18 protein-coding genes are annotated in these 24,579 nt (G+C 71.9%); 9 read left to right on the top strand and 9 right to left on the bottom strand.

Annotated features, from left to right (window positions below):
- Positions 1–6: 6 nt before the first annotated feature.
- Entirely contained in the window at positions 7–984 is a 978-nt protein-coding gene (locus ABD830_RS28935; RefSeq protein ID WP_344994042.1) for a UDP-glucuronic acid decarboxylase family protein, read from the bottom strand.
- 333 nt (positions 985–1,317) lie between these two features.
- Positions 1,318–2,193 (bottom strand): alpha/beta fold hydrolase, encoded by an 876-nt coding sequence (locus ABD830_RS28930; protein WP_344994039.1) that lies wholly within the window; start codon positions 2,191–2,193, stop codon positions 1,318–1,320.
- 85 nt (positions 2,194–2,278) lie between these two features.
- On the opposite strand from ABD830_RS28930, the gene ABD830_RS28925 reads away from it, so the two are divergent.
- The 7 genes from ABD830_RS28925 (at position 2,279) to ABD830_RS28895 (ending at position 8,575) form a co-directional block, all read left to right on the top strand.
- Positions 2,279–2,845, top strand: a complete 567-nt coding sequence (locus tag ABD830_RS28925; protein WP_344994036.1) for a CGNR zinc finger domain-containing protein — start codon at positions 2,279–2,281, stop codon at positions 2,843–2,845.
- Positions 2,846–3,033: 188 nt separating this feature from the next.
- Positions 3,034–3,384, top strand: coding sequence for a peptidase inhibitor family I36 protein (locus ABD830_RS28920; protein ID WP_344994033.1), 351 nt, complete (start codon positions 3,034–3,036; stop codon positions 3,382–3,384).
- Between the two features lie 225 nt (positions 3,385–3,609).
- Positions 3,610–4,263 (top strand): fasciclin domain-containing protein, encoded by a 654-nt coding sequence (locus tag ABD830_RS28915; RefSeq protein ID WP_344994030.1) that lies wholly within the window; start codon positions 3,610–3,612, stop codon positions 4,261–4,263.
- 185 nt (positions 4,264–4,448) lie between these two features.
- Positions 4,449–6,095, top strand: a complete 1,647-nt coding sequence (locus ABD830_RS28910) for an OmpA family protein (protein ID WP_344994027.1) — start codon at positions 4,449–4,451, stop codon at positions 6,093–6,095.
- Positions 6,096–6,289: 194 nt separating this feature from the next.
- Positions 6,290–7,210 carry a D-2-hydroxyacid dehydrogenase gene (locus ABD830_RS28905; RefSeq protein WP_378521140.1) on the top strand — a complete coding sequence of 307 codons (921 nt, stop codon included), beginning with the start codon at positions 6,290–6,292 and terminating at the stop codon, positions 7,208–7,210.
- Positions 7,211–7,265: 55 nt separating this feature from the next.
- Positions 7,266–7,673: a hypothetical protein gene (locus ABD830_RS28900; RefSeq protein WP_344994022.1), complete on the top strand. Its 408-nt coding sequence runs from the start codon at positions 7,266–7,268 to the stop codon at positions 7,671–7,673.
- Positions 7,649–8,575, top strand: coding sequence for a substrate-binding domain-containing protein (locus ABD830_RS28895; protein ID WP_344994019.1), 927 nt, complete (start codon positions 7,649–7,651; stop codon positions 8,573–8,575). Before ABD830_RS28900 ends, ABD830_RS28895 begins: the two co-directional genes overlap by 25 nt.
- A gap of 29 nt (positions 8,576–8,604) precedes the next feature.
- On the opposite strand, the gene ABD830_RS28890 is transcribed toward ABD830_RS28895, so the two are convergent.
- Complete coding sequence (locus ABD830_RS28890; protein WP_344994017.1) at positions 8,605–10,266, bottom strand: AbfB domain-containing protein; 1,662 nt, start codon at positions 10,264–10,266, stop codon at positions 8,605–8,607.
- A 349-nt stretch (positions 10,267–10,615) separates the two neighbouring features.
- On the opposite strand from ABD830_RS28890, the gene ABD830_RS28885 reads away from it, so the two are divergent.
- Positions 10,616–12,685, top strand: coding sequence for an ATP-binding protein (locus tag ABD830_RS28885; protein ID WP_344994015.1), 2,070 nt, complete (start codon positions 10,616–10,618; stop codon positions 12,683–12,685).
- An 8-nt stretch (positions 12,686–12,693) separates the two neighbouring features.
- Here the strand turns inward: ABD830_RS28885 and ABD830_RS28880 are convergent, their stop codons facing one another.
- The 5 genes from ABD830_RS28880 to ABD830_RS28860 all read right to left on the bottom strand — a co-directional run bounded on the left by ABD830_RS28880 (position 12,694) and on the right by ABD830_RS28860 (position 21,535).
- Entirely contained in the window at positions 12,694–13,827 is a 1,134-nt protein-coding gene (locus ABD830_RS28880) for a substrate-binding domain-containing protein (RefSeq protein WP_344994013.1), read from the bottom strand.
- Between the two features lie 10 nt (positions 13,828–13,837).
- Entirely contained in the window at positions 13,838–14,839 is a 1,002-nt protein-coding gene (locus ABD830_RS28875; protein WP_344994011.1) for an ABC transporter permease, read from the bottom strand.
- Positions 14,833–16,344 carry a sugar ABC transporter ATP-binding protein gene (locus tag ABD830_RS28870; protein WP_344994009.1) on the bottom strand — a complete coding sequence of 504 codons (1,512 nt, stop codon included), beginning with the start codon at positions 16,342–16,344 and terminating at the stop codon, positions 14,833–14,835. The genes ABD830_RS28875 and ABD830_RS28870 overlap by 7 nt, the downstream gene beginning before the upstream one ends.
- Before the next feature lie 9 nt (positions 16,345–16,353).
- The gene (locus ABD830_RS28865; RefSeq protein ID WP_344994006.1) at positions 16,354–18,645 is read right to left on the bottom strand and encodes a LuxR C-terminal-related transcriptional regulator; all 2,292 of its coding nucleotides are present in this window, start codon (positions 18,643–18,645) and stop codon (positions 16,354–16,356) included.
- 364 nt (positions 18,646–19,009) lie between these two features.
- The gene (locus ABD830_RS28860) at positions 19,010–21,535 is read right to left on the bottom strand and encodes a LuxR C-terminal-related transcriptional regulator (RefSeq protein WP_344994003.1); all 2,526 of its coding nucleotides are present in this window, start codon (positions 21,533–21,535) and stop codon (positions 19,010–19,012) included.
- A 67-nt stretch (positions 21,536–21,602) separates the two neighbouring features.
- On the opposite strand from ABD830_RS28860, the gene ABD830_RS28855 reads away from it, so the two are divergent.
- Positions 21,603–22,700 (top strand): hypothetical protein, encoded by a 1,098-nt coding sequence (locus tag ABD830_RS28855; protein ID WP_344994000.1) that lies wholly within the window; start codon positions 21,603–21,605, stop codon positions 22,698–22,700.
- On the opposite strand, the gene ABD830_RS28850 is transcribed toward ABD830_RS28855, so the two are convergent.
- Positions 22,697–24,544: a polysaccharide lyase family 8 super-sandwich domain-containing protein gene (locus ABD830_RS28850; RefSeq protein ID WP_344993997.1), complete on the bottom strand. Its 1,848-nt coding sequence runs from the start codon at positions 24,542–24,544 to the stop codon at positions 22,697–22,699. The genes ABD830_RS28855 and ABD830_RS28850 overlap by 4 nt on opposite strands.
- Positions 24,545–24,579 lie beyond the last annotated feature (35 nt).

The raw sequence follows: 24,579 nt of genomic DNA, 5'->3' as shown, positions 1-24,579 counted from the left end.
GTCGTCTCAGGAGGCCGTGCGTGCCAGGTTGCCCACGGTCCAGAGCTGCGGATGCTCCTGGAACCAGGCAATGGTGTGCCGCAGCCCGTCCTCGATGGGCGTCTTGGGCGACCAGCCCAGACGGGTCGTCGCGAGCGTGATGTCGGGACGGCGGATCTTGGGGTCGTCCTGTGGCCGCGGCACGAACGTGATCTCCGATGCGGAGCCGGTGAGCTCTTTGATCCACTCGGCCAGGGAGAGCATGGAGATCTCATGCGGGTTGCCCAGGTTGACGGGGCCGTCCATGTCCGAGTTGAAGACGCGGAAGACGCCCTCGACCAGGTCGTCCACGTAGCAGATCGACCGGGTCTGGCTGCCGTCGCCCGACACGGTGATCGGCTCGCCGAGCAGCGCCTGCCTGATGAACGTCGGGATCGCGCGGCCGTCGAACGGCCGCATCCTGGGGCCGAACGTGTTGAAGATCCGCAGGATCGCGGTGTCGACGCCGCAGGCCCGCCGGAAGGCCATGGTCATGGCCTCGGCGAAGCGCTTGGCCTCGTCGTAGACGCCGCGCGGGCCGACCGGGTTCACGTTGCCCCAGTAGGTCTCCGGCTGGGGGTGGATCAGCGGGTCGCCGTACGTCTCCGACGTGGAGGCGAGGACGAACCGGGCGCCCTTCTCCTTGGCCAGCTCGAGCGCGTTGAAGGTGCCGCTGGAGCCGACCCTGAGCGTGTCGATGGGCAGCCGGAGGTAGTCGGTGGGCGAGGCCGGCGAGGCGAAGTGGAGGACGGCGTCGACCGGGTCCGCGAGCACCAGGTGCTGGGACACGTCGGTGCGGATCAGCCGGAAGCGGTCGTCGGCCATGAGGTGCTCGACGTTGGCGACCGCTCCGGTGAGAAAATTGTCAACACAGTAAATGCGGTAACCTTCAGCCAGAAACCGCTCACAAAGATGGGAGCCGAGAAAACCGGCGCCGCCGGTAATGGCCACAGCGGGGCGCCTCATATGGTCTTCTCACCAACTCTTGCGCAATTGACGGCAGCCGAAAAGAACATGCTTGGCCCCCCGCATTCAAAAACCTGTGAGCGGGCCCCCCGCAGAGCGCTCAGGAAGATCAGCTTCGATGCACCCGCAGGCTACGACGGGCGTGTCGCCACCGTCAATATTCACTTACCGCCATACAAAGGTATATATCAGACACGCCTCCAGCAATGAGAGCACCAGAAATATAAACCCGTTACTCCACCAATCATGATGAGCTGCCGTTCTGTTATGCGGTCAGCACACGCGGCATTTCTGACAGTCAGTTCCGGTGAAGAGACGCGGGCGGCGGGAGTTTCAGGACTTCTCGCACCACACGCGGTCGAGGAAACCGGCGACGAGCGGGGCGATGTCGGCCAGATGCGTCTCCAGGGCGAAATGGCCGGTCTCGAAAAGGTGGAGTTCGGCGTCGGGCACGTCGCGCAGGTAAGCGCGGGCTCCGGGCTCGGGGAAGAACGGATCGCCGGTGCCCCAGACGATGAGGGTGGGCGGCGTGTGCCGGCGCAGCCACGCCTGCCAGCGGTCGTAGCTCTCGACGTTGGTGTGGTAGTCGAACGCGAGCGCCACCTGGGCCTCCTTGCGCCCGGGCAGGTCCAGGAAGTGCTGGTCGAGGGTCCACCCGTCGGGGGCCAGCAGTTCGGGGTGGGCGACGCCGCTCTCGTACTGGAAGCGGGTGCCGGACGGCGTGAGCAGGTCGCGGACCGTCTTCTCGGCGCCCGGCGTCTCGGGGCGCAGCGCGACGAAGTCGCGGGCCGCCTGCGACAGTCCTTCGGCGTAGGCGTTGCCGTTCTGGACGACCAGTCCCGCGATCCGTTCGGGGTGCCGCTCGGCGAGGCGGAAGCCGACGGGGGCGCCGAAGTCGAAGACGTACATGGCGAACCGGGTCAGGCCGAGCCGCTGGACGAAGCCCTCCATCACGTCGGCGAGGCGGTCGAAGGAGTAGGTGAAGCCCTCCGGAGCCTGGGTGTGACCGAAACCCGGGTAGTCGGGGGCGATCAGCCGGTAGCGGGCTCCGAGGGCGTCGATGAGGCGGCGGAACTGGTGCGAGGCGGACGGGAAGCCGTGCAGGAGCAGCAGCACGGGCGCGTCGTCCCGGTCGGGCAGCGACTCCCGGTAGAAGACGCGGACGTCGTCGACGTCGAGGTGACGGTGGACGGTACGGGCGATCGACATCTCTAATGCCTTTCAAGCGGGATGATGCATTAGATATAGCCTACTTCTCCCTAATGCGTCAATCCGGCTTGATACCATTAGAGGCATGAGCGATCTCGTCCCCCTGACCGGGGAGCCGCTGGCGCTGGACCTGGTCAACACCCGCCCGGCCACCGGCGACCTCCTGGCCACGCCCGACGACCTGCGTGCCTGGCTGGGCCTGCAGGCCGACCGGTTCCCCGAGGCTCGAGAGCTCGCCGCCGCCGAGCTCACCGCCGCCGATCTGGCCGCCGTCCACGCCGTACGCGAGCACACCGCCGGCGCCGTCGAGCACGCCCGCAACGCCACTCCGCCCCCTGCCGAGGACCTGGAGCACCTGAACCGGGCCCAGCGCGAGGCGCCCGCCATCAGCGAGCTCGCCTGGAACGGCGAGGCGGTCACGGCGACCCTCCGCCGCACCGGCTCCCCCGGGGCCCGGCTGGCGGCATGGCTGGCCGAGGCCGCCGCCGGCCTGCTGGCCGACCCGGCGGTCACCCGGGTCCGCCAGTGCGAGGCCCACGACTGCGTGCTGCTGTTCCTGCCGGCCCATCCGCGCCGCCGCTGGTGCTCGGCCGCCCGCTGCGGCAACCGCACCCGTGTCGCCCGCCACTATCAGCGCCACAAGCCGGCCTGAGCTCGCGGGCGTGTCGCTATGACCCGGCCGCCAGTTCTCCCCGACCGCAGGTCCGGGATCTTCTATCCGACGTGGAGAAGCGGAGCGTGTCGGATCTGTTACATGCTGTGATGCGAGCTGCTCAGGCGGCTCTCCCCCGAACAGCACGAACACGAGGAGACACGGCAATGAGGTCGACGACACGCGGCATGCGGATCGCAACAGGCGCCGGCGCCATCGCGCTCGCCATGGTGGCCTGCGCCACCCCGGCCACAGCGGCCGCCCCCGCCTCCAGGACGTCCGGTGACATCTGCCTGTGGAGCGGGCGGGACTACTCCGGCGCGTCGTGGTGCTGGAGCCCGGACCACGGCTACGTGGACGTGCCCCCGGCGCTCCACGACAACGTGGGGTCCTTCATCGCCCACGCCGACGGCTGCTTCATCAACTGGATCAGCGTTCCCGACAGAAAGGAGACCCGCGTCGTCCGTGACGGCGACTACCGCAGGGTGTACAAGGACGACTTCGGCGGCAAGATCGACGCTGTGGCACCCAACTGCTAGATCGCCGGACGCCGAGTGAGACGACGGGCTCTGGGCGGTCGCAGCGCGAACAGAGCCCGTCCCCGGGGCACGGGCCGCGGGCCACACCGTTTGGTGCGCAAAGTTGTGACATATCACTTTTGTGCCGTCTTAGGCGAAATGTAACTTGTGTGTTCTCAACGGCCCCCGAAACTGGAGAAGGACCCAGGCGCGAGCCCGGGACCGATCGAAATCGGGGGGATCACAGTGAAACGAGTGCTTCTCGCGGCGGCGCTGGCGCTGACCGCCAGCACCGCCGGCACCGTCGCCCATGCTTACGTTCGTACGCCCACGCCGGAACCGTCGGAGACGTCCATGCCGGAAACCTCGCCGGCGCCGGAGGAGACCTCCACCATGCCCGAGGTCTCACCGTCACCCGGAGAGGTGTCGCCGGGCGCCACCGCGACCCCGTCCGGGCCTGGCTGCTCCGCAATGGAGAGCGAACTGTCCGGCATCGCGGACAAGCCGGTCGCCACCGCCCTCTCGCAGGTCACCGAGCTCTCCACGTTCTCGGCCGCGGTGAAGAAGGCCGGGCTGGAGGAGAATCTGAACTCCGCCAAAGACATCACGGTCTTCGCGCCTGACAACAAGGCGTTCGACGCGATCCCGAAGGAGGCCCGGGACAAGGTCATGGCCGACAAGGAGAAACTGGTCAAAGCCATCAACTACCACGTGGTGGAGGGCAAGAAGGAGCCGGCCGACCTTTCGGGCGCCACGCTCAAGACGCTGCAGGGCGGCGAGCTGACCGTGAAGGGTTCCGGTGAGAACCTCACGATCAACGGCGCCAAGATCGTCTGTGGCGGCATCCACACGAGCAACGCCGTCGTCTACGTGGTCGACAAGGTCCTGATGCCCCAGTGAGGGACACGGGCCCCGGCCCGGACGGAGAGCACGATCGCCAGGCGAGGACCCGGCGACCGTGCTCTCGCCATGTCCGGCCGGGAATCGCGACGTCCGCAGGTCAAATGAGGCGAACAAGAACGTGAGGCCCTGCGTCTAATTCCTACACCTGACCGATCTTGATCGCCTCGCGGAGATTTGTGTCGATGCGTACCACCCGAACGACGGTCCTCCTGCTCGCCGCCGCGGTGCTCTGCGCGTGCGGAGCTCACTCGCCGACCACCGGGAATCGGACTGCGCCTGCGACGACGCCCCCGCCTGCCTCGCCCTCCGTGACCGGGTCGCCGTCCGCGGCCAGGTCGCCGTCGGCGAGCGCGGCCCCTGCCGGAACCCTCGTCCGGGAAGGGCTGGTGGGCCTGCACGGCTCGAACCCGTTCAAGGTGGAGGTCAAGGCGCTCGAGCGCGGCAGCGACCTCACCGTGCTCAAGATGGAGATCACGGCCACCGGCGAGGGCGGCTCCAGCGGCGACTTCGGCTACGACGGGTTACCTACGCAGAGCGTGAGCTTCGGCAAGTTCCGGCTGTTCGACCCGGTCGGCAGGAAGGTCTACTTCACGCTGCGGGAGTACGACGCCGAGGGCAGGGCGTTCGGCACCCGTCACGGCACGCCCACCACGGAGAACTATCCCGACGACTTCCGTGCCGGCGTGCGTTACCCCGTCGAGGTGTACTTCCCGCCGCTGCCGGCCGGGGTCCGGCAGGTCTCGATCGTGCCGGACATGGCCATGGCCCCGTTCACCGGCGTGCCGGTCACCGACGGCGCCGCCCCGCCCGTCGCCAGGCAGCGCGACGAGACGGACACACCCGCTGCCGGCTCGACGTTCCAGTGGCCCGTGGTGCCGCCGTCGGGCAAGATCTGGTCGGGGGTCTCCGACGTGCACGAGCTGATCGAGACCCCGCAGAGGACGACGGAGCAGCAGGGCGCCCAGGAGACGATCGGGCTGCGCACGGACGTGCTGTTCCGCTTCGACAAGGCGGATCTGTCGGACAAGGCCGCCTCCGTGCTGGACGAGGTGGTCGAGGAGACCCGCGTGCGGGCCGACCCGGCCAAGCCGCCGATCCTCATCGAGGGGCACACCGACAGCAAGGGCGAGCCCGCCTACAACCAGAACCTCTCGGTGAAGCGGGCGGAGGCGGTACGCGGGTACCTCGCAGGCAAGCTCGGCGACGCGTACGTCTACAAGGCCACGGGCAAGGGCGAGAGCGAGCCGATCGCCGACAACACCAAGCAGGACGGCAGCGACAACCCCGAGGGCCGCGCCCGCAACCGCCGCGTCGAGATCTCCTACCAGATCAAGCAGGACCTGCCCGGCACGACCACCACGACCGGACCGCCGGTGGACAAGGTGCGCGGCTCGGTGCGCGGACCCGCCCCGTTCCGCGCCGACGCGGGTCCGGTGGTGGGCTCGCTGAGCGTGAAGCACTTCAGCGACCGGCTGCGGGTGGACGTTCACCCGTTCTACCGCGACGGCGCCTACCTGGTGGCGGCCTTCGACGTCGTGCTGGAGAGCTCGGAGATGTTCATCCCGGTGCCGGGGCCGTTCAGCGGCGGGTCGCACGCGTTCTCCTCCGGTTCGGACTACGGCACGATCAGCCTGATCGACCCGGCGACGCAGGCGCGGTACCTGCCGCTGAAGATGAGCACCGAGTTCGTCGAGAACTCCGTGCTGACCCTGGAGAAGGGCGAGGTCAACAGGAGCTACGTCTACTTCCCCGCCCCCGCCGACTCGGCGCGGTCGATCACCCTGGAGGCGGAGGGCCTCGGCACCGTCCCCGACGTCCCGATCTCCTGAACCGAGAGATCGAGGATTGTTGACATCCCCGGTCCGGCGTTCCTACGTTGGTCGGCGGCTCAGGTGGCCGGGCGGTCCCGTCCGGCCCGGGCCGCCGGAAGACCGCGAACGACCGGGAGGCGCCTGTGGCGGGACCCGCCCACCGTCCCGTCATCACCGTGCTCTGCGGCGGGGCGGACAGCCGTCCCCCGCACATGGCGGCCGTGGAGGAGCGGGTGACCGTCCGCTACTGCGATCACGCGGGCCTGCCGGCGGCGATCGAGGGGGCGCACGCGCTGCTCCTGTGGGACTGCTTCTCCACCGCTGTGCGCGAGGTGTGGGACCGGGCGTGCGCGCTGCGCTGGATCCACGTGGCGGCGGCCGGCGTGGACCGGCTGCTGTTCGACGCGCTCGTCGGCTCCGACGTCGTGGTCACCAATGCCAGGGGCGTCTTCGACCGGCCCATCGCCGAGTTCGTGCTCGGCTCGGTGCTCGCCTTCGCCAAGGACGTCCATCGCAGTCATGATCTGCAGCTCGCGCGTACCTGGCGGCATCGCGAGACCCTGACGGTGGCGGACAGCACCGCGCTGATCGTGGGCACCGGCGCCATCGGGCGGGAGACCGCCCGGCTGCTGCGCGCCGTCGGCATGCGCGTCCGGGGCGCCGGCCGTACGGCACGAGCCGACGACCCCGACTTCGGCGCCGTCGTCCCGAGCGGCGACCTCGCGGCCCACGTCGGGTGGGCCGATCACGTGGTCCTGGTCACGCCCCTGACCGAGGAGACCCGCGGGCTGGTCGACGCCGAGGTCCTGGCCGCGATGAAGCCGTCCGCCCACCTGGTCAACGTCGGCCGCGGCCCCTGCGTCGTCGAGGCTGACCTGGTCGCGGCCCTGTCGGCCGGGCGGATCGCGGGCGCGACCCTGGACGTGTTCGACACCGAGCCGCTCCCGCACGACCACCCGCTGTGGGGGACGCCCGGCGTGGTGGTGTCCGCGCACATGGCCGGGGACGCGGCCGGCTGGCCCGGCGCGCTCGCACGCCAGTTCACGGAGAACGCCCTGCGCTGGCTCGACGGCAAACCCCTGATGAACGTCGTCGACAAGCGCCTCGGCTTCGTACCGTCCGCGCCGCACTGAGGAGACCGAAGCCGAGGAGACCGAAGCCGAGGAGACCGAAGCTGAGGGGACGCACGTGGACGATCTGGCCCGGCTGACCGCCGCCGAGCTCCTCGCCGGCTACCGTGACGGCGGCGTGTCCCCGGTGGAGGCGGCCCGCGCCGCCCTCGACGCCATCGCCGCCGCCGACCCCGCGGTGAACGCGTTCGTCCTGGTGGACCCCGACGGGACCCTGGCCCGACGACGCCCCCGCCACGCCGACGCCCTCGTGCTGCGTGCGTTCGGCAGGCGTGAGACCCATCACATACACTCTGGTCAGCGGTTTCGCGGCGGGCCGGCTCGTACCGGCCACCCGTCTGGCCTCGGCGGAGCATCAGGCGGCCGGCTACGACACCGGCGCGACCGCGGCCCTCGTCGGCACCCTGCGGCGCAGGGCAGGAACCAACAAGAAGAAAGATCATGCGAATTCTCGCGACTCTCATAGTCGGTGCCGCGTTCGGCCTCGCCGCCTGCGGTTCGTCCGCCGGCCGTGAGCCTTCGGGAGACCTCCATATCGGTATGGCCGTGTCGACGCTGAACAACCCCTATTTCGTTCAGTTCCGGGACGGCGCGGAGGCGGCTGCCCAGAACTTCGGGGTCAAGCTGACCGTCACCGACGCGCACAACGACACCGCCCAGCAGGCTGACCAGATCAAGGGCTTCACCGGCCAGAAGATGAAGGCGATCATCATCAACCCGGTCGACTCCAAGGCGGTCGGCCCGGCGGTCAAGGCCGCCACCCAGCTCAGCATCCCCGTGATCGCGGCCGACCGCACGGTCAACGGCGCCGAGGTCGCCGAGACCCTGACCTCCGACAACGTGACCGGCGGCAAGCTGGGCGCCCAGGAGCTGGCCAAGCAGCTCGGCGGAAAGGGCGAGGTGGTCGTGCTCGAGGGCACGGCCGGCACCTCCGCCTCCTTCGACCGCAGCCGGGGTTTCGCCGAGGGCATCGCCGCGTACCCGGACATCAAAGTCGTCGCCAAGCAGCGGGCCGATTTCCACAGGGGGAAGGGCCGGCAGGCCATGGCGAGCCTGATCCGGAGTCATCCCGACGTCACGGGGGTGTTCGCGGAGAACGACGAGATGGCGCTGGGCGCGGCCCAGGCCCTGGGGCCGAAGGCGGGGCAGCAGGTCAAGGTGGTCGGCTTCGACGGCACGCCGGACGGCATCAAGGCGGTGCAGGCGGGCACGCTGACCGCCACGGTCGCCCAGCAGCCGCGGCTGCTGGGCTGGCAGGCGGTGGACAGCGCCATCAAGGCGGCGAGGGGCCAGATCATCGCCAAGTCGGTGGCGATCCCGGTCAAAGTGGCGACCAAGGAGAACGCCCGGCAGTTCTGGACTTTCTAAATCTTTCCCGCGCCGGTCCGTCGCGGAGTTCAGGCCCACGCGGTGACGGCCGTGAAGGAGCTGTCGTCGCGGAACCCGGCGGTGCCGTCGTAGGCGTCCACCCAGAGCTCGTAGTTGCGGTGCCGCAGGAAGCGGCCGGGATAGTTGCTCGATTCGAGCCGCACCGAGCCGCTCGCGGTGCCGGGGACGGCGTAGAAGGTGGCGTCGGCCTTGAACAGCGCCGTCCCGTCGTCGGCGGCCAGTCGCACCCGCCATCCGGAGTGGCGCAGATACTGCCCGTTGGCGGCGCGCAGGGAGTAGCCGTTCGGCGCGGCGAGGCCCGCCACGATCGTGAACGTGGCGTCCTGCCGCGTCTGGGCGTCGCTGGAGGCGCTCACCTCGTGCAGGTAGCCGAGGTTGTTCTGGTGCCTGATGTAGCGGGCGGGGTAGTTCACCGAGCGCAGCGACCTGGTCGTCCCCGTCGGGAGGGTGGCGGTGCCGGGGACCCTGGCGTGCGTGAGCGTGCCGAAGCCGAGCTGGTCGAAGCCGCCGCTGTTGGGCCCGTAGTCACCGCCGCCGCCCTCCGGCCGCACCTGGGCGACGAACGCGGCCGAGTACGGCATGGGCAGGCCGCGCCTGATCGCGTAGTGGTGGTAGACGGTCTCCCAGACGGGGCGCACCTCGCCGCGGCTCGCCGAGGAGATCACGGTCTGCGTCTGCTGGGCGCAGTTCTGGCCGGTGCCCCAGGTGTAGGCGGTGAACGGGACGTCCTCGCCCAGGTTGTACTTGGCGATGTACTCGCACGCCTTGGCGAACCGGTTGCCGTCGTAACCGTACAGGTCGATGCCCTGGTTCCAGGCCATCTCGCAGAAGGCGCCCATCTGGCCGACGCCCATCATGGTGTGGCCCTGGTCGCGCCCGCTCTCCTGCCACTGCGCGAGCCCGCCGCTGTGCACGAACGGGATGGCGTGCATGATCGAGCCGTTGCCCGCGCCGGTCTTGAAGTACGTGACGGCCCGGTCGATGAGGTCCTGGCGGTCGCAGAGCACGCCGATGGCCAGGATCGAGTTCATGGTGCACAGATCCCAGTTGGCCCAGTAGTTGGTGATGCAGGCGTCGTTGTGGTTGGTGAGGAAGCTCTCGTTGAGCGGGAGGAAGACGTTGAGCATCATCCGCTGGAAGCGGGCCAGGTCGAATCCGCCGTAACCGCGCATGATCTCGCCGACGTTGGCGAACTGGTAACCGTAGATGCCCGCGGCGAGGAACCGGTCGGCGTTGCCGGCGACCGTGGTGAGCGTGCCTGACCAGACGTTGAGGATGTCACGTGCCTTGTCGCCGTGCGCGGTGCTGCCGCTGACCTTCCAGCGCAGCGCGTTCTGGTAGGCGGCGTGGATGTCGTTGTAGAGGATGCCGTAGTTCTGCCCGTCGCCGCCGCGGATGATCGTCGCCTGCGGGTTGGGCGTCCAGGTGCTCTGGGAGTGGGAGTTGGCCACGAGCCTGTCCCAGCCTGCCTTCCAGGGCTGGGCTCCGGCGTTGACCATGGACCGCATGCGGTCGAAGTCGGCCTGGGTGTGCAGCAGACCGGGGTGGCCGGCAGCGGCGGCGGGTTCGGCGCGGGCGAGCACGGCCGCGCCCGCGCCGGCGGCGAGCACGGTGTCGAACGCGGTCTTGAGCGCGGTACGGCGGCTGACGAGGGGATCGCGTGGGGACATGAACCTCTCCTCGGGAGGTGTTGCCTTCGGCCGGAGAGATAGAAAACGTTGTCTCCCAGAGACTAGGCCGCACTCTAGGGGTTCGACAAGATATTCGGGCCAGTTGATAGATACCGGTCTCTAGGCGGCGATCGCTCGGCTGCCGGCCGGGTCCTCGGCCGCCGCCCGGAGGGGCAGCGGCGGCAAGCCGGATCACGGTCCACGGAATAACCTGGGTGGTGAATGCTGTGCACGCTCGGGTTCGACCCGCGGCCTGGGCCGGCGACCAGGGGGATCGCCTTTCCGGGGGCTCCTTATGACGCTTTTGATGGATAAATCAACGTTTGTCGGGCGGACACACGAGCTGTCCGTGGCGCGAAAGGCGCTGTCGAAGGCGCGGCTGCTCACCTTGACCGGCACGGGCGGGGTCGGCAAGACCCGGCTGGCGTTCAGGATGGCCGAGCTCCTGCGGGACAAGTACCGGGACGGCGTCGAGGTGGTCGAGCTCGGCCCCCTGGAGACCGGCGACCTGCTGGAGCCCGCGGTCGCCGCGGCCCTGGGCCTGCAGGACGCGAGCCCCGACCTCACGGGCGTGCTGGTGGACTTCCTGTCGGCCAAGCGCATGCTGCTGGTCCTGGACAGCTGCGAGCACATGGGCGAGGTCTGCGCCCGCTTCGTGGACCGGCTGCTGCGGACCGCGCCCCATGTGCAGGTCCTGGTGACCAGCAGGCAGAGCCTGGGCGTGTACGGCGAGCAGGTGCTGAAGGTCCCGCCGCTGCCCGTTCCCGGCCCCGGTCCCGGCCCCATGGCCCCGGAGACCGGCCGCGCCCCGGACGACCGGCTGGAGGCGCCGGGCACCGGCCGCACCGTCCGGGAGGTCGCCCGGCACGCCGCGGTCCGCCTGTTCCTGGAGCGCGCGGCGAAGGTCGTGCCGGACTTCGCGCTGGACGCGGGAAACGTGGAGCGCGTGGTGCGGCTGGTGCGGCGCCTCGAGGGGCTTCCGCTGGCGATCGAGCTGGCCGCGGCGCGGCTGCGTACCCTGTCGCTGGAGCGGCTGGCGGACGAGCTGGACAAGCGCTTCGACGTGCTGGCCACCGGCGCCCCCACCGCGTTGCCGCGCCACCAGACGCTGCGCGCGACCATGGACTGGAGCTACCAGCTCTGCTCGGCCGAGGAGCAGCGGCTGTGGGCGCGGCTGTCGATGTTCCCCGGCGGGGCCGATCTGGACACCGCCGAGGACGTCTGCTCCGGCGCGGGCATCGAGCGGCTCGAGGTGCTCGACCTCCTGGCCGGGCTGGTGGACAAGTCGGTCCTGGCCCGGGACGAGAGCGGCTTCCGCATGCCGGAGAGCCTGCGCGCGTACGGCTCCGAACAGCTGACGCCCTCCGAGCGGCGGCTGATGCGCGGGCGTTTCGTCGGCCATTACCGGGAACTGGCGGAGGCGCACCGGATCGACCAGCTGGTCCCCGACCAGCTGGAGCGGTACCGGGTGCTGCGGCAGGAGCTGCCGAACGTACGCGGGGCCCTCGAGACGTGCCTGAGCGAGCCGCCGCTGGCCTCCGCCGGGCTGGAGACCGCCTCGGCGATGTGGTGCTACTGGCTGCTCTCCGGCGCGCTCACCGAGGGCCGCTACTGGCTCGAACGCGGCCTGGACGTGGTGCCGGAGGCCGGCCGGGCCCGGGCGACGGCGCTGTGGGTGGACAGCATGCTCGCCCTGCGCCAGGGCGACGCCGAGGCGGCACTGCCGCTGCTGGAGGAGTGCCACACGATCGCCCGGCGGCCGGGGAACGAGGACATCTTGCCGTACGCCGTACGGACCGCTGGGGTGGCGGCCTTCTCCAGCGGCGAGGGCCGGCGCGGTCTCGCGCTGCTGCGGGAGTCCATCGCCCTCCACCGGGCCCTGGACGACATGGACGGGGTCCTGTTCAGCCTCTACTTCGCGGCCGCGTACGGCTCGAGCGAGGACCCCGGCCAGGCCGTGGAGTTCGGCGAGGAGCTCCTCGAGCTGTGCGAGTCCCATCACTCCCTGGTGTCCCGCTCGTACGCCCAGCTGGTCCTCGGCATGGCGTGGTGGAACCTGGGCGACTGCGCGCGCGCCGAGGCCCTGGTGACGGCGGCCACGGAGTTCGCCGGGGCGAGCGACGACCGGTGGTGTCTCGTCCAGTGCCTGGAGGTGCTGGCCTGGTGCGCCGGCGTCCGGCAGGAGCATGAGAGGGCCGCCGAGCTGCTGGGGGCGGCGCACGCGCTGTGGCAGGCGGCGGGCGCCTCGCCCGAGCGGCTGTGCTATCACGCTTCTTCGCACGTACGGTGCGCGGACCAGGCCCGCCGCGCTCTCGGGAGAGCGGCGTTCACGTCCGCCTTCCGCCAAGGGGTGCGGCTCGGCACCGGCCGCGCCGTCATGTACGCGGTCCGGCCCGCTCGGGCCCGCCCGGCATCCTGAGACCCGCTCTAGCCTCCTCGCCAGATCCGCAGGTAGGCCTCGCGGTAGCCGCGCGGATCCCATGACGTGGCGCCGTCCACGTTCGCCGTCGTGGTCAGGTGCACCGGCGACACGTAGCCGCTCGGCGGGCGACCGGCGAACGCGCGGTTCAGCTCGTCGACGATCTGGCTGCCCTGCGCGTTCAACGGCTCGGGCACGGTCGCCTGCTGGAACTGGCGGTCGCGGATGCGCTCGAACGCCGACGGATCGCCGTCCCCCGCGCCGATCGAGTAGGGAGGCCCGCCGCCTGGCCGGCCGGCGTCGCGCAGCGCCGGAGCGGCGTCGGCCAGGTAGAGGTCGTTGATGGCGACCGAGTGCGTCCAGCGGTCGGCGAACCGTGCCAGCAGGGACGAGACCGCCTGCGGCATGCGGCTGCCCGCGTCGGGGAGCGGGATGTTCTCGTAGGAGAGGAGCTTGACGCCGGAGCAGCTCAGCAGGGTCTTCTTGATGAGCCGGGACTTGTTCTCCGCGAACGGGATCGAGGAGTCGGTGAAGATCACGACGCCGGCGTCGCCGTTCGACCTGGAGATGATCCAGTACGCGCTGATCCTCGCGACGTCCTCCACCCTGCTCGTGACGTTGGTGAACAGCTTGGGACGCGCGCTGGGACCGGGCGACCTGGTCGCGTGCCAGCCCACGAGCGGGATGCCGGCGGCGTCGGCCTGCCTGACCTGCTGGGCCACGGAGCCGGGGTCGAACCCGCCGATGACGATCCCCGACGGCCGGAGCGCGATCGCCTGGCCCAGGGCCGCCCGTATCCCGGCAGGCGTGCCCTGCCCGTCGATCACGCGGAAGCCCCACCGTACGGACCGAGCGGCGTCCCGTACCCCGCCGGCGGCGCCGGCCACTCCGGGGTTGGTCATGGTCGACGCGACGAAGACGACGCTCTTGCCGGGAACGGCCCGCGGCCCGCTCGTGGGACCGGTCCAGGGGACGTCCACCGCTTCGGCCCGCGCGACCTCCCGCGCCGCGGTGCGGACCACACCGGGGCACGGGCTCGCTGAGGGTGTCCGGCCGGGGGCGGGATACTCCGGGCCGCGCGAGCAGCCGCCCGCGAGCACGGCGGCCAGCGCCAGCGCCGCTCCGGCCCGGAGGAGGTTCATGTCCGGCTCCTCACCGGTCGCGGGCGTGCGCCCGCCGCCGCGCGGAGTAGCCGGCCAGCCCGACCGCGATCAGCAGGGTGATGCCGTTGAACAGGGGGGTCACCCAGAAGTCGGCTCCCAGCTGGCTGATGCCGGACAGTCCGATGGCCAGGACCGCGACGGCGACGACCGTGCCCCACGGGTTCGGCCGCCCGGGCTTGATCGTGGTGGAGCCGAGCAGGGCGGCCACGAACGCCGGCAGCAGGTAGTCCAGCCCGACGCTCGGGTTGCCGATCTGCTGCTGGGCGGCGAGCAGGATCCCGGCGAAGCCGGTCACCAGGCCGGAGATCGCGAAGGCGAGGATGACGTAGTGGCGGATCGGGATCCCGACCAGTTCCGCCGCTCGCGGGTTCGAGCCGATGACGTAGAGGTAGCGGCCCACGGCGAGCCGTTCCAGCATGAGCCAGAGCGCGGCGGCCAGGGCGAGGACGTAGAAGGCGGGCAGGGGCACGTTGAGCAGCCTCGACTCGTACAGGCCGGTCAGGCCCTCCGGCAGGCCACGAGGGCCCGGGAAGATCCGGGCGCCGTGGGTCACCCAGCCCGTGATCGCGTACAGGACGCTGCCGGTGCCGAGCGTCGCGACGAACGAGTCGATGCGGACCAGCTCCACGAGCAGGCCGTTGGCCATGCCGACCACGACTCCGCCGGCGAGCACGGTCAGGCAGGTCTGCGGCCACGGCCATCCGGCGTTCACGACGAGGAGCAGCGTCATGACATGCCCCAGCCCCAGTCCGTACCCGATGGACAGGTCGAAGTGCCCCGTGACGATGGGGATCATCGCGCCCAGCGCCAGGATCGCGATGATCGAATAGGCGGAGACGATGGCCGTCAGGTTGGCCATGGTGGGGAACGTGTCCGGCAGCGCGAGCGTGAACACGGCGAACAGGACGACGGCCAGCACGAGCAGTCCGTAGCCGCCGATCAGCCGGTCGGCGGAGAGCCGTCGCCGGCGCGCGGGATCGTTGATCAGCAACGGCCGGTCCCGTAGGCCGTGGCCGCGCGGGCGAGGGCGGAGGCGGTGAGGGCGGCGCCGCCCAGCTCGGCGGTCACCGCTCCCCGCGCGAACACCAGGGCGCGGTCGCACAGGTTCACGACTTCCTCGAAGTCGGCCGAGACCAGGAGCGCGGCCATCCCGGTCGCCAGGGCCTCGTCGAGCAGCCGCTGGATCTCGGCCTTGGCGCCCACGTCGACGCCGGCCGTGGGCTCCTCGAGGACCAGGAGACGGGGGCGGGCCGTGAGCGACCGTCCGATCAGCATCTTCTGCTGGTTCCCGCCTGACAGATCGCCGAAGGACGCCTCCGTGTCGACGGGGCGGACGTGCAGGCGCGTCATGAGCTCGGCCGTCTCGGCGCGCTCACGACGCGGGCTCAGCGGGCTCAGCGGCGATCGGCCGCGCGTCCCGGGGTTGGCCAGGAGGTTCTCCCGTACGCTCAGGTTCTCCGCGGCCCCTTCCTCGTGCCGGTTGCCGGTGACGAGGCCGACGCCCGCGCCGACGGCGGCCGAGATCGAGGCCGGCCGGTACGGGCGGCCGCCGAGCAGCACGCGGCCCGACAGCATGGGGCGCGCGCCGGCCAGCACGCGCCCGATCTCCCAGTGCCCGGCGCCCGCGAGCCCGACGAGGCCGAGCGCCTCGCCGCCCCGCAGGACGAATCCGACGGGACCGGCCTGGCTGGTGCGCACGTCCTCCAGGCGGAGGAGTACCTCCCGTGGCCTGCGGACGTGGCGCGGGTGGCGGCTGCCCTCCTGTCCGACGATGTCGCGTACGAGGCCGGCCGGATCGCGGCCGGCGAGCGGGCCCTGGCTGACGAGGCGGCCGTCGCGCAGGACGGCGACCCGGTCGGCGACCCGGTAGACCTCGTCGAGCCGATGGGTGACGTAGAGGATGCCGTGGCCGCGGTCACGGAGCGTGCACAGGACGTCGAAGAGCCGGCCGCGTTCGGCGAGGGGCAGGGAGGCGGTCGGCTCGTCCAGCACGACGATCCTCGCGTCTGTGGCCAGCGCGCGAGCGATGGCCACGAGGGAGCGCTCCGCGCGCGTCAGGTGAGCGACCGGCTCGTCCGGGTCGAGGTGACAGGCGACGATCCGGAGCGCGTCCAGGCAGCGGTCGTCCACCGCGCGCCAGGATATGAGGCCGCCGCGCCGGGCGTATCCGGCGCCGAGTGCGACGTTCTCCGCGACGGTCATCCACTCCACGAGGCCGAGGTCCTGGTGGATGAACGCCATGCGAGCGGCGGCGGCCCGGCTGCCCAGCGGGTGGCCGGCCACGGTCACCTCTCCCCCGTCGGCCCGGTGGATTCCGGACAGGATCTTGATCAGCGTCGACTTGCCGGCGCCGTTCGCGCCGAGCAGGGCCAGGATGTCGCCGCGGTGGAGCTCGAGATCCACGCCGTCCAGCGCGCGGATGCCGCCGAAGTGCTTGCGCAGCCCCCTGATCCGGATGAGCGGATCGGGGACGCTCGCCGATCCCGGCCTGGTCATCACGGTGCCTCAACCGGCCTGGCGCGCGGTCCACGTCTTGGCCACCTGCGACCTGGACGTGAAGTTCAGCTTGCGCAGGATGTTCTCCACATGGCACTCGGCGGTGCGCTGCGAGATGACCAGGGCATCGGCGATCTGCTTGTTGCTCAGTCCCCGGGCGACGAGTTCGGCGATCTCCCGCTCTCTGCGGGTGAGGATCGAGGTGACGTCGGACTCGGGCTGGAGGGCTTCCGTGGGCCGGGTGAGCTTCTCGTCCAGCGCGCACGCGGCGGCCTTGTCGAGGCTGAACTGCGAGCCGCGTTCGAAGGCCGCCTTGAACGTCGCCTCCTTGAGGTGCCGCCGGACGGCGGACTCGCACCGGTCGTGCAGGCCCGCCAGATGACCGAGCCCCGGCAGTGACGTGCCGATCGACCGCCAGACCATGTGGGCGGCGCCCAGCATCTGCGCGGCCTGCTCGTGCTGCCCGTCGTCGGCCAGGATCCAGGCCAGCCCCTCCAGGCACTGGGCGAGGCCCAGGTGGTCGTTGCAGCGCAGCTTCAGCCGGACGGCGTCCCGCATCATGCTCACCGCCGGCCGGTACGCGCCCTGCCGCCACCGGTCCAGAGCCACGACCCACAGCCCGTACGAGACCGACCATTCGGCGTTCGCCTGCTCGGCCGTCTCCAGGACCTCCTCGCAGAGCTTCGAGGAACGCGGATCGCCCATGAGGACGGCGGTCATGGCCAGCTGGAAGAGCGCCACCCAGGCGTTGCCCCGATGGCCCAGGGCGCGCCGCCGGGCCAGGGCCTCCTCCAGGAGCTCGAAGGCCCGGCCGAAGTCGCCGGCCAGCAACGTGGCGAACCCCGTGATGTGGACCGCGCCGGCGAGCTGGGCCTCGTCGCCCAGCCGGGCCGCCAGCTCCCGGCACTCTTCCAGCAGCGGCTTGGCGGCCTCCGCCTCTCCGCGGAGCAGCATGAGCCACGCGTCCACCCACAGGGCCTTGGCCCGTACGCTGCCGGCGTCGGCCTCCTGGGCCAGCGCCCGCTCCAGCCAGTGGTGGCCTTCGCTCGGAGAGCTCCACGAAAGCCGGTGGCTCCACATCGCGCCGGCGATCTCGAGCGCGGCCCAGGCCTCCCCCGGCTCGCTCAGGCAGAACTCCAGCGCGGCCCGCACGTTCCCCTGCTCCTCGGTGAGGCGGCCCAGCCACTCCATCTGGTGCTCGCCGAACCACTCGGTCTCGGCCTGCGCGGCCAGCCCGCGGCACCAGTCGCGGTGGCGCACCCGGAGGGATCTGTCCTGGCCGGCGGCGGCGAGCCGCTCCAGTCCGTACTGGCGCAGGGTGTCCAGCATCCCGAAACGGCCCCGCCCGCGGCGCTGCGCGATCGACTTGTCCACCAGCCGGCCGAGCACGTCGAGCATGCTTTCGGGGGCGATCCCGTCCCCCGAGCACACATGTTCGATCGCTTCCAGGCAACAGCCGCCGGAGAAGACCGACAACCGCTCCCACAGCGCCCGTTCCTCGGCGGAGCACAGGTCATAGCTCCAGTCCAGCAGCGCCCGCAGCGTCTTCTGCCGCGGCGGCGCGGTGGTGGGCCCGGTCGTCAGCAGCCGGAACCGGTTGGCGAGGCGCTCGAGGATCTGCTCCACGGACAGGACCTGCACGCGCACCGCGGCGAGCTCGATGGCCAGCGGGATGCCCTCCAGCCGCCGGCACAGCTCCGCCACCGTCGCGCTGTTGGCGTCGGTGACCCGGAAGTCGTGCACGACGGAGGCGGCGCGATCCTCGAACAGCCGCACGGCCTCGTTCTGCAGGGCGTCGTCCGTCGTCGCCTCGGCCGCCTCCGGCACCGTCAGCGGCGGAACCTCGAGGATCCGCTCCCCCGTGAGGTGCAGCGCCTGCCGGCTCGTGGCCAGGATGCTCAGGCCAGGGGTCATCGCCAGCAGTTCGCCGGCCACGGCGGCGCACTGGCTGAGCAGGTGCTCGCAGTTGTCCAGCACCAGCAGCGACCGCTTGTCATGCAGGTACTCGGCGAGCGAGGCCAGGTCCGGCTGGGGGCATCCGACGACGCCGGCGACCGTGTCCGCGAGGAGGTCCCCGGCCGTCAGCGGAGCCAGGTCGATCAGCCAGATCCCGTCACGGAACTCCCGCGACATCTCCGCGGCGATCCGGAGCGCCAGCCGGGTCTTGCCCACCCCGCCCACACCGGTGAGCGTCACCATCCGGCCGGTCGCGAGCAGGCGCTTGCCCTCGGCTATTTCCTGCCTGCGACCGACGAAGCTGGTGAGCTCGAGCGGGAGGTTCCCCGCACGAGATCGGGTCATCGCCTCCATAGCACCCAGTTCACCTGACTCAAGGAAGTCGCCGATGATGCGTAACGTAATCTTTCGGCTTTTTGACCTGGCTATCGGGATGGCACGCATGGCCACCGCCGCATTCCCCGCGACATGTTTACTTACCCGTGGCGGGTAATGCCATGGCACCGCAGGCGTAAATGCTGCTCTAGTCAGGCATCTTGGACGGGTGAGCACCACCTTTGACCTGACCCGGCGTGGCGTCCGCGCAGATCCAGTTCAACGAGAAGACGCTATGGACCGGGGGTCCGGGCTCGCCGGGCTACGACTACGGCAACGGGAAGAGCCCGTACGGCGATGATCGGCGATGACTGTCATCCCCGTTGGAGATGAGTCAGCGAATCAGGAGGGCGGCGAGGGCGGCGCGGTCGTTGACGCCGGTCTTGTCGTAGACGGCGTACAGTGTGTTGGCCACGGTGCGGACGGACACGACCAGCCGCTCGGCGATCTCACGGTTCGTCAGCCCCTGGGCGGCCAGCACCGCGATCTCGCGCTGCCTCGGCGTCAGGCCGGGGACGTCGAGGTCCATCAGGGCGAGCGTGCGGGCGCCCTGGCAGCGCTGGGAGAGCCGCCAGGCCCGGGTCTCCGCCGCCCGCGCGCCGCGCCACAGCCCGGCCTCGCGGTGGCGGGCGGCCGCCTGCGCCGCCGCCTCGGCCGCGTACAGCAGCAGGCCGAGCCGCTCGAAGCCCTCCGAGACCGCGTCGAGCTCCGCGCCGTCGCGGGCGGCGGCGTGCCGCGCGAAGAGCGCGACCAGCGGGCTCCGCACGTCGAGCGCGGCGAGCCTGGCGGAGACCAGGTCGGGACGGCCGAGCCGGACGACGTCGTGCAGCGCGAACGGCACGTCGCAGGGCAGCGCGCTCTCGGCGGTCTCCAGACAGAGATCGACGGCCCCGGCCGCGTCGCCGCGACCGGCCAGCGTCCACGCGCGGGCGAAGCGGAGAGGCAGGACGACGTACGGGCCGATCGGCATGCCCGTGGCCTCCGCCCGCGCCAGGGCCTCCTCGGCCGCGGCCAGGTCGCCGGCGAGCGCGTACGTGTGGGCGAGCTCGCCCAGACAGGCTCCGGCCAGTACGCCGGTGGCCGGCAGCCGCGCGACCGTGTCGCGGGCCCAGGCGAGCGCGTCGGTGAGCCGGCCGCGCAGCCGCAGCACACGGGCCTTCGCCGTGCCGAACTCCAGGACCGCCCGCGTCCAGCTGCCGAACCGGCCACCCAGGTCGTATCCCTCGTCGGCGAGCCGCTCGGCGGTGTCCAGGTCGCCGAGCAGCAGCGCGGCGTTGGCGGCGTGGCCGATCAGGGCGGCGGAGAGGCTGCGCATGGCGTCCGGTTCCTTCGCGAGCCCGGCGCGGACCTCCGCCACGCGGGCCAGGCATTCCGCGGCCCGGCCCCGCGCCAGCAGGACGGCGGCGTCGGCCCCCCCGATCATGCGTTCGCCGTGCGGGCTGAGCGGGCCCAGGTCCCGCGTCCGCGCGAGCAGGTCCTCGGCGGCGGCGACGTCGCCGGTGAGCGCGGCGAGGACGGCCCGCATGATCAGGATGCCCTGCCGCGCGCCGTCGCCGCGGGCGAGCCGGGTGGTCTCCTCGAGGACCGCGCGCGCCCGCGGGACGTCGCCGAGCCCGACGGTCAGGTTCAGTGCCCGCTGGACGCCCAGGTCGGTCCTGTCCCGTTCGGTCATCTCCGCCGCCCAGGCGGTGGCGTACATGTCCTCGGCCTCGGTGTGCCGGTCGGTGTAGAACAGCACGGTGCCCAGCGCGGCCAGCGCGGGCGTCCCGCCGCCCGCGGCCACCGCCGCGCGTCCGAGCCGTACGGCCAGCTCCAGGTCACGCACGACCCTGGCGCGCTCGCAGCCTGCCAGCAGCAGCCCGGGATCGCCGGGCAGGCCGCTGTCCAGCCGCCAGACGGCCACCCTGAGCACGTCCTCGCGCCGTCGCAGCCCGGCCTCGGTGACCGCCTGGGCCAGCCGGCGCATCATCGTGCGGGCGCGCAGCACGCCGCAGCCGTCCCTGATGACCTCGCCGTACAGGGGGTGCGCGAGCCGTATCTGGAGCCGCCGGCCGTCCGGCTGCACGGTGACGAGCTGCCGGTCCTCCAGGTGCTGGACGGCGTCGAGGGAGCCGAGGACGGCCAGCAGGTCGGCGCCGAGCGGCTCGCCGTACGCCAGGAGCTCCAGCGCCTCCCGCTCCCGCGGGGTCAGCTCGCCGATGCGGCCCGCGATGGTCTCGCGCAGCGTGGGCGTGATCGTCAGCGGCCCGCGCCAGCGCCACACGTCCCCGTCCTCGGTGAGGATCCCGGACAGCACGAGCTCGTGCAGGTAGAGGACGTTGCCCTGGCTCGCGCGCCACAGCCGGGCCACGGTCGCCGCCTCCACCCGGCCGCCCAGAGCGGCCTCCAGGACCGCCTCCGTCTCCTCCAGGGAGAACGGCTCCAGCTCCAGCCGCGGCACCAGATCGTCCTTCCACAGGGCGAGGACCGCGTCCGGCACGGGCGTCCGGCTGCGGAGCGTCGCGATCACGCGGGTGCCGCCCCGCGTCACGAGGTGGTGGACGAGCGCGGCCGAGGCCGGGTCGAGCAGGTGGGCGTCGTCCACCACCAGCACCGGCGCGCGCAGCGCGGCGGCCGCCCAGCCCAGCGGGTTGCCGGCGGGCGGCGTGGCGGGGAGCAGCGGGGCGAAGGCACCCAGTGGGATCTCCGCGGCGGCCGCGGTGGCCCGCGCCCAGGCGACCCCGTCGAGACCGTGTACGGCCTGCGCCGCCAGGCGGCTCTTGCCCGTCCCCGGCGGACCGGCGACGACCACGCCCCGGGAGGCGGACCTGATCTCCGCGAGTTGCGTCGCACGCCCGATGAACGGCCAGGAGGCTGCCACGGCGAAAGCGTATTTGAGTAGGCCATGCTCATGCGAGAGCGCCGTCGTACCCGCCATGCTGAGACCCATGACCGTGACGCTGACCACCGGCCTGACGGACCTCGTCCGCGCGAGCCTCGGCGACCCGCTGGCCGAGATCGCCGAGCAGCACGTCGAGCTTCTTCACCACGGTTCCGGGTCGTTGTCGACGGCCTCGCTCCACCGCGTGCGCGGCACGACGACCGGCGGCGTGAGCTGGTCGTTCTTCGTCAAGTCGATCCATACGATCAAGCACTCGGCCTGGTTCGCGAAGATGCCCGAGGAGTTGCGGGCCGAGGCGCTCGCGAACTTCCCCTGGCGGGCCGACGCGGACGTCTACCTGGCCCGCCCTTCCCTTCCCAGCGGGTTGCGGCTGCCCCGGATGTACCGGCTGGACGACCTGGGGGACGACCGGCTCGTCATGTGGCTGGAGGACGTGCCGGTCACTTCCTCCGCGTGGGACCTGGACCGCTACCGTGCCGCCGCCCGCCTGCTGGGCGACCTGGCCGCCGCGCGGCCCGTGGCGGGCCGGTCGTCCGCGCCGCGCGAGCCGCTCAACCGCAGCCTCCGCTACTACTGCGCGGTTCCGGTCGCCGGCCTGTTCCTGCCGATCCTGCGGGACCCGGCGACGTGGCGCCACCCGCTCGTCGCCGCGAACGCCGACCCCCTGTTGCGAGCCGACCTCCTGGCCCTCGCCGACCGGATCGGCCCGCTGCTGGACGCCCTGGACCGCCTCCCGCACACCCACGTCCACGGCGACGCCGGCCCCATGAACCTGCTGGTCCCGGCCGACGGATCGGCGGAGTTCGTGGCCGTCGACTGGGGCTCGCCGTCCCCGGCGGCCGTCGGCTTCGACCTCGGCCAGCTCCTGGTCGGCCGCGCGCACACCGGCGAGCTCGACCCCGAGGACCTGCCGGCCGTCCACGAGGCGATCGAGGCCGCGTACGCCGCCGCGACGGCCGACGTCGCGGATCCCGGCGAGGTCTCCTTCGGCTACGTCGCCGCGCTGGTGCTGCGCAGCGCGTGGACCGCGATCCCCTTCGAGCTCCTGGGCCAGGAGCCCACCCCCGAGCTGCACGACCTGTTCCGCAGGCGGGCCGCGCTCGCCCGCTTCATCGTCGACCTGGGACGCTCCCTGCTCCCCTAGCCGTGACGGATGCCGACCACGGCGGCGGGCCCGTGCCCGTACGGGCCGGCGGTCGAGAGGGCGAGGTGGTCGCCGGCCTCCCGGAGGTGGAGCAGGGCCGGGCGGTCCACGGTGATGTCCGGGCCGCCGGGCACGCGGAGCACGCCGGGTTCGTGGAAGACGGCCTGGACGACGCCGAGCGCGCCGTGCCGTACCGCCTGCAGCCGCGGGGTGTTGGCGAGCACGCTGATCGCCTCCGGGGCGCCGGCCTCGCCGGGGACCGCGAAGTAGGCGTAGGACGCGTCGCCGGGCCGCACGCCGTGGTCGATCCAGAGCTCGAGGATCGGGGCGCTGAGCGGGGCGTCGGGCTGGGAATGGTTGAGCTCCGCCCAGCTGCCCCGGCGCAGGCCCGCGCGTACGGTCACCGTGGCCGGCTCGGGGAAGACGTAGGTGACGCCGTCGTGGTGGATCCGGCGTACGTCCGGGCAGACGGTGGTGCCGCCCGGAGCGACCACGGCCGTGTCGCAGACGACCTGACCCGTCAGCGCGCTCTGGTCGATCGTGGTGTGCACGGGCGCGCCCGCGTCGTCGCAGCTGATGCCGGCGCCCAGGGCGACGTACTCGTCGGCGAAGAAGAACCAGGCCTTGCGGGCCTCGAGCCCGTCCCGTCGCAGGTGCATGGCGGCCAGGCCGTACTCGCCGTCGGACAGGCCGCCCGAGAAGCCGGATCCCCCGGTGTCCTCGTCGAAGCCGGAGGACACCGGCAGCGGGCCGGCCCGGTAGACGACCGTGGTGCCCGGCAGGTGCCGCCAGTCCCACACCGGCCACAGCTCGGCGTGCTCGCGGCCGGTCCGCCACAGGGGCGTGAAGCCGTCGCAGAGGTGCCGGCCCTTCAGCCCCTCACCGTTGCCGGCCTCGGACAGCACGGTACGGGTGGAGGACGTCTTCACCGCGGCCGACCAGCCGGGACGGTGCACCGCCAGGTAGTCGGAGCGCCAGAAGTAGCGCGCACCGGCGACCAGCGGCTTCCCGGAGTCCAGACGGTCGGCGAAGTCGGCGAGCTCCCGCCGGCGGGGCGCGTCGGTCAGGGCGCGGGCGGCCGCGGCCAGCTCGCGCGCCTGCGCGGAGTTGCCCTGCCGGGAGCTCTCGCGGCCCATGCAGGCGATGTCATACCGCCCGCCGTGCACCATCCACCGCTGACCGTCCAGGAGGAAGTCCGCGAGTACGGCGAGCGCCCGGCCGGAGAAGGCCAGCGGCGTCCCCGCGGCCAGGGCGGCCAGCGCCGCGGCGTCCCTGGCGAAGGCGTGGCCGTAGCCGCCGGAGTACAGCTGGGCGCCGTGCTGGTGGAAGCTCTGGTCGGCCTGGATCCCCTCGCCTTCCCCGACGGCCAGCGTGCCCTCCACGCGGCCGAACGCGTCGGCCAGGACGCCGAGATCGCCCGTCAGCAGGCCGCGGCGGATCGCGACCTCCGCCGCCCACAGCAGGTTCTGGCCCGCCATCCGGTCCCAGGCCGCCCGCTCCAGCACGTGCGCCACGCGGGAGCTCTGCTCGGCGGACAGGTGTGGGCGCAGCAGCAGGGCGGCGTCACCGAGCAGCCGCGGCGCGCCGAGCCGGTTGTACCACCAGTTGGGGCACTGAGGATCCAGCTCCAGCCAGGCGTCGAGGGCGCGTAACGCCTCGGCGGGGACGTCGCGGGCGAGCCCCGCCAGCCGGCACAGGTGCTCGAACGGCTCCCAGGCGGCCACGTCCCGGCCCGCGTAGTCGATGTCCGGCCAGGTCCCGCCGGGGCCCGGCGCGTCCACGAGGGCGGCCGGGTCCGCCAGGGCAGCCAGAAGACGGTCCCGCACGATGCCGATCGGGTTCATGCCGTCCGCCGTACCCGGAACGTGCGAATCCGGAA

Source organism: Nonomuraea helvata (genome assembly GCF_039535785.1).
Lineage (GTDB): Bacteria > Actinomycetota > Actinomycetes > Streptosporangiales > Streptosporangiaceae > Nonomuraea > Nonomuraea helvata.
Note: the sequence above shows the minus strand (reverse complement) of the source record. Positions and strands in the feature narration are given on the sequence as shown.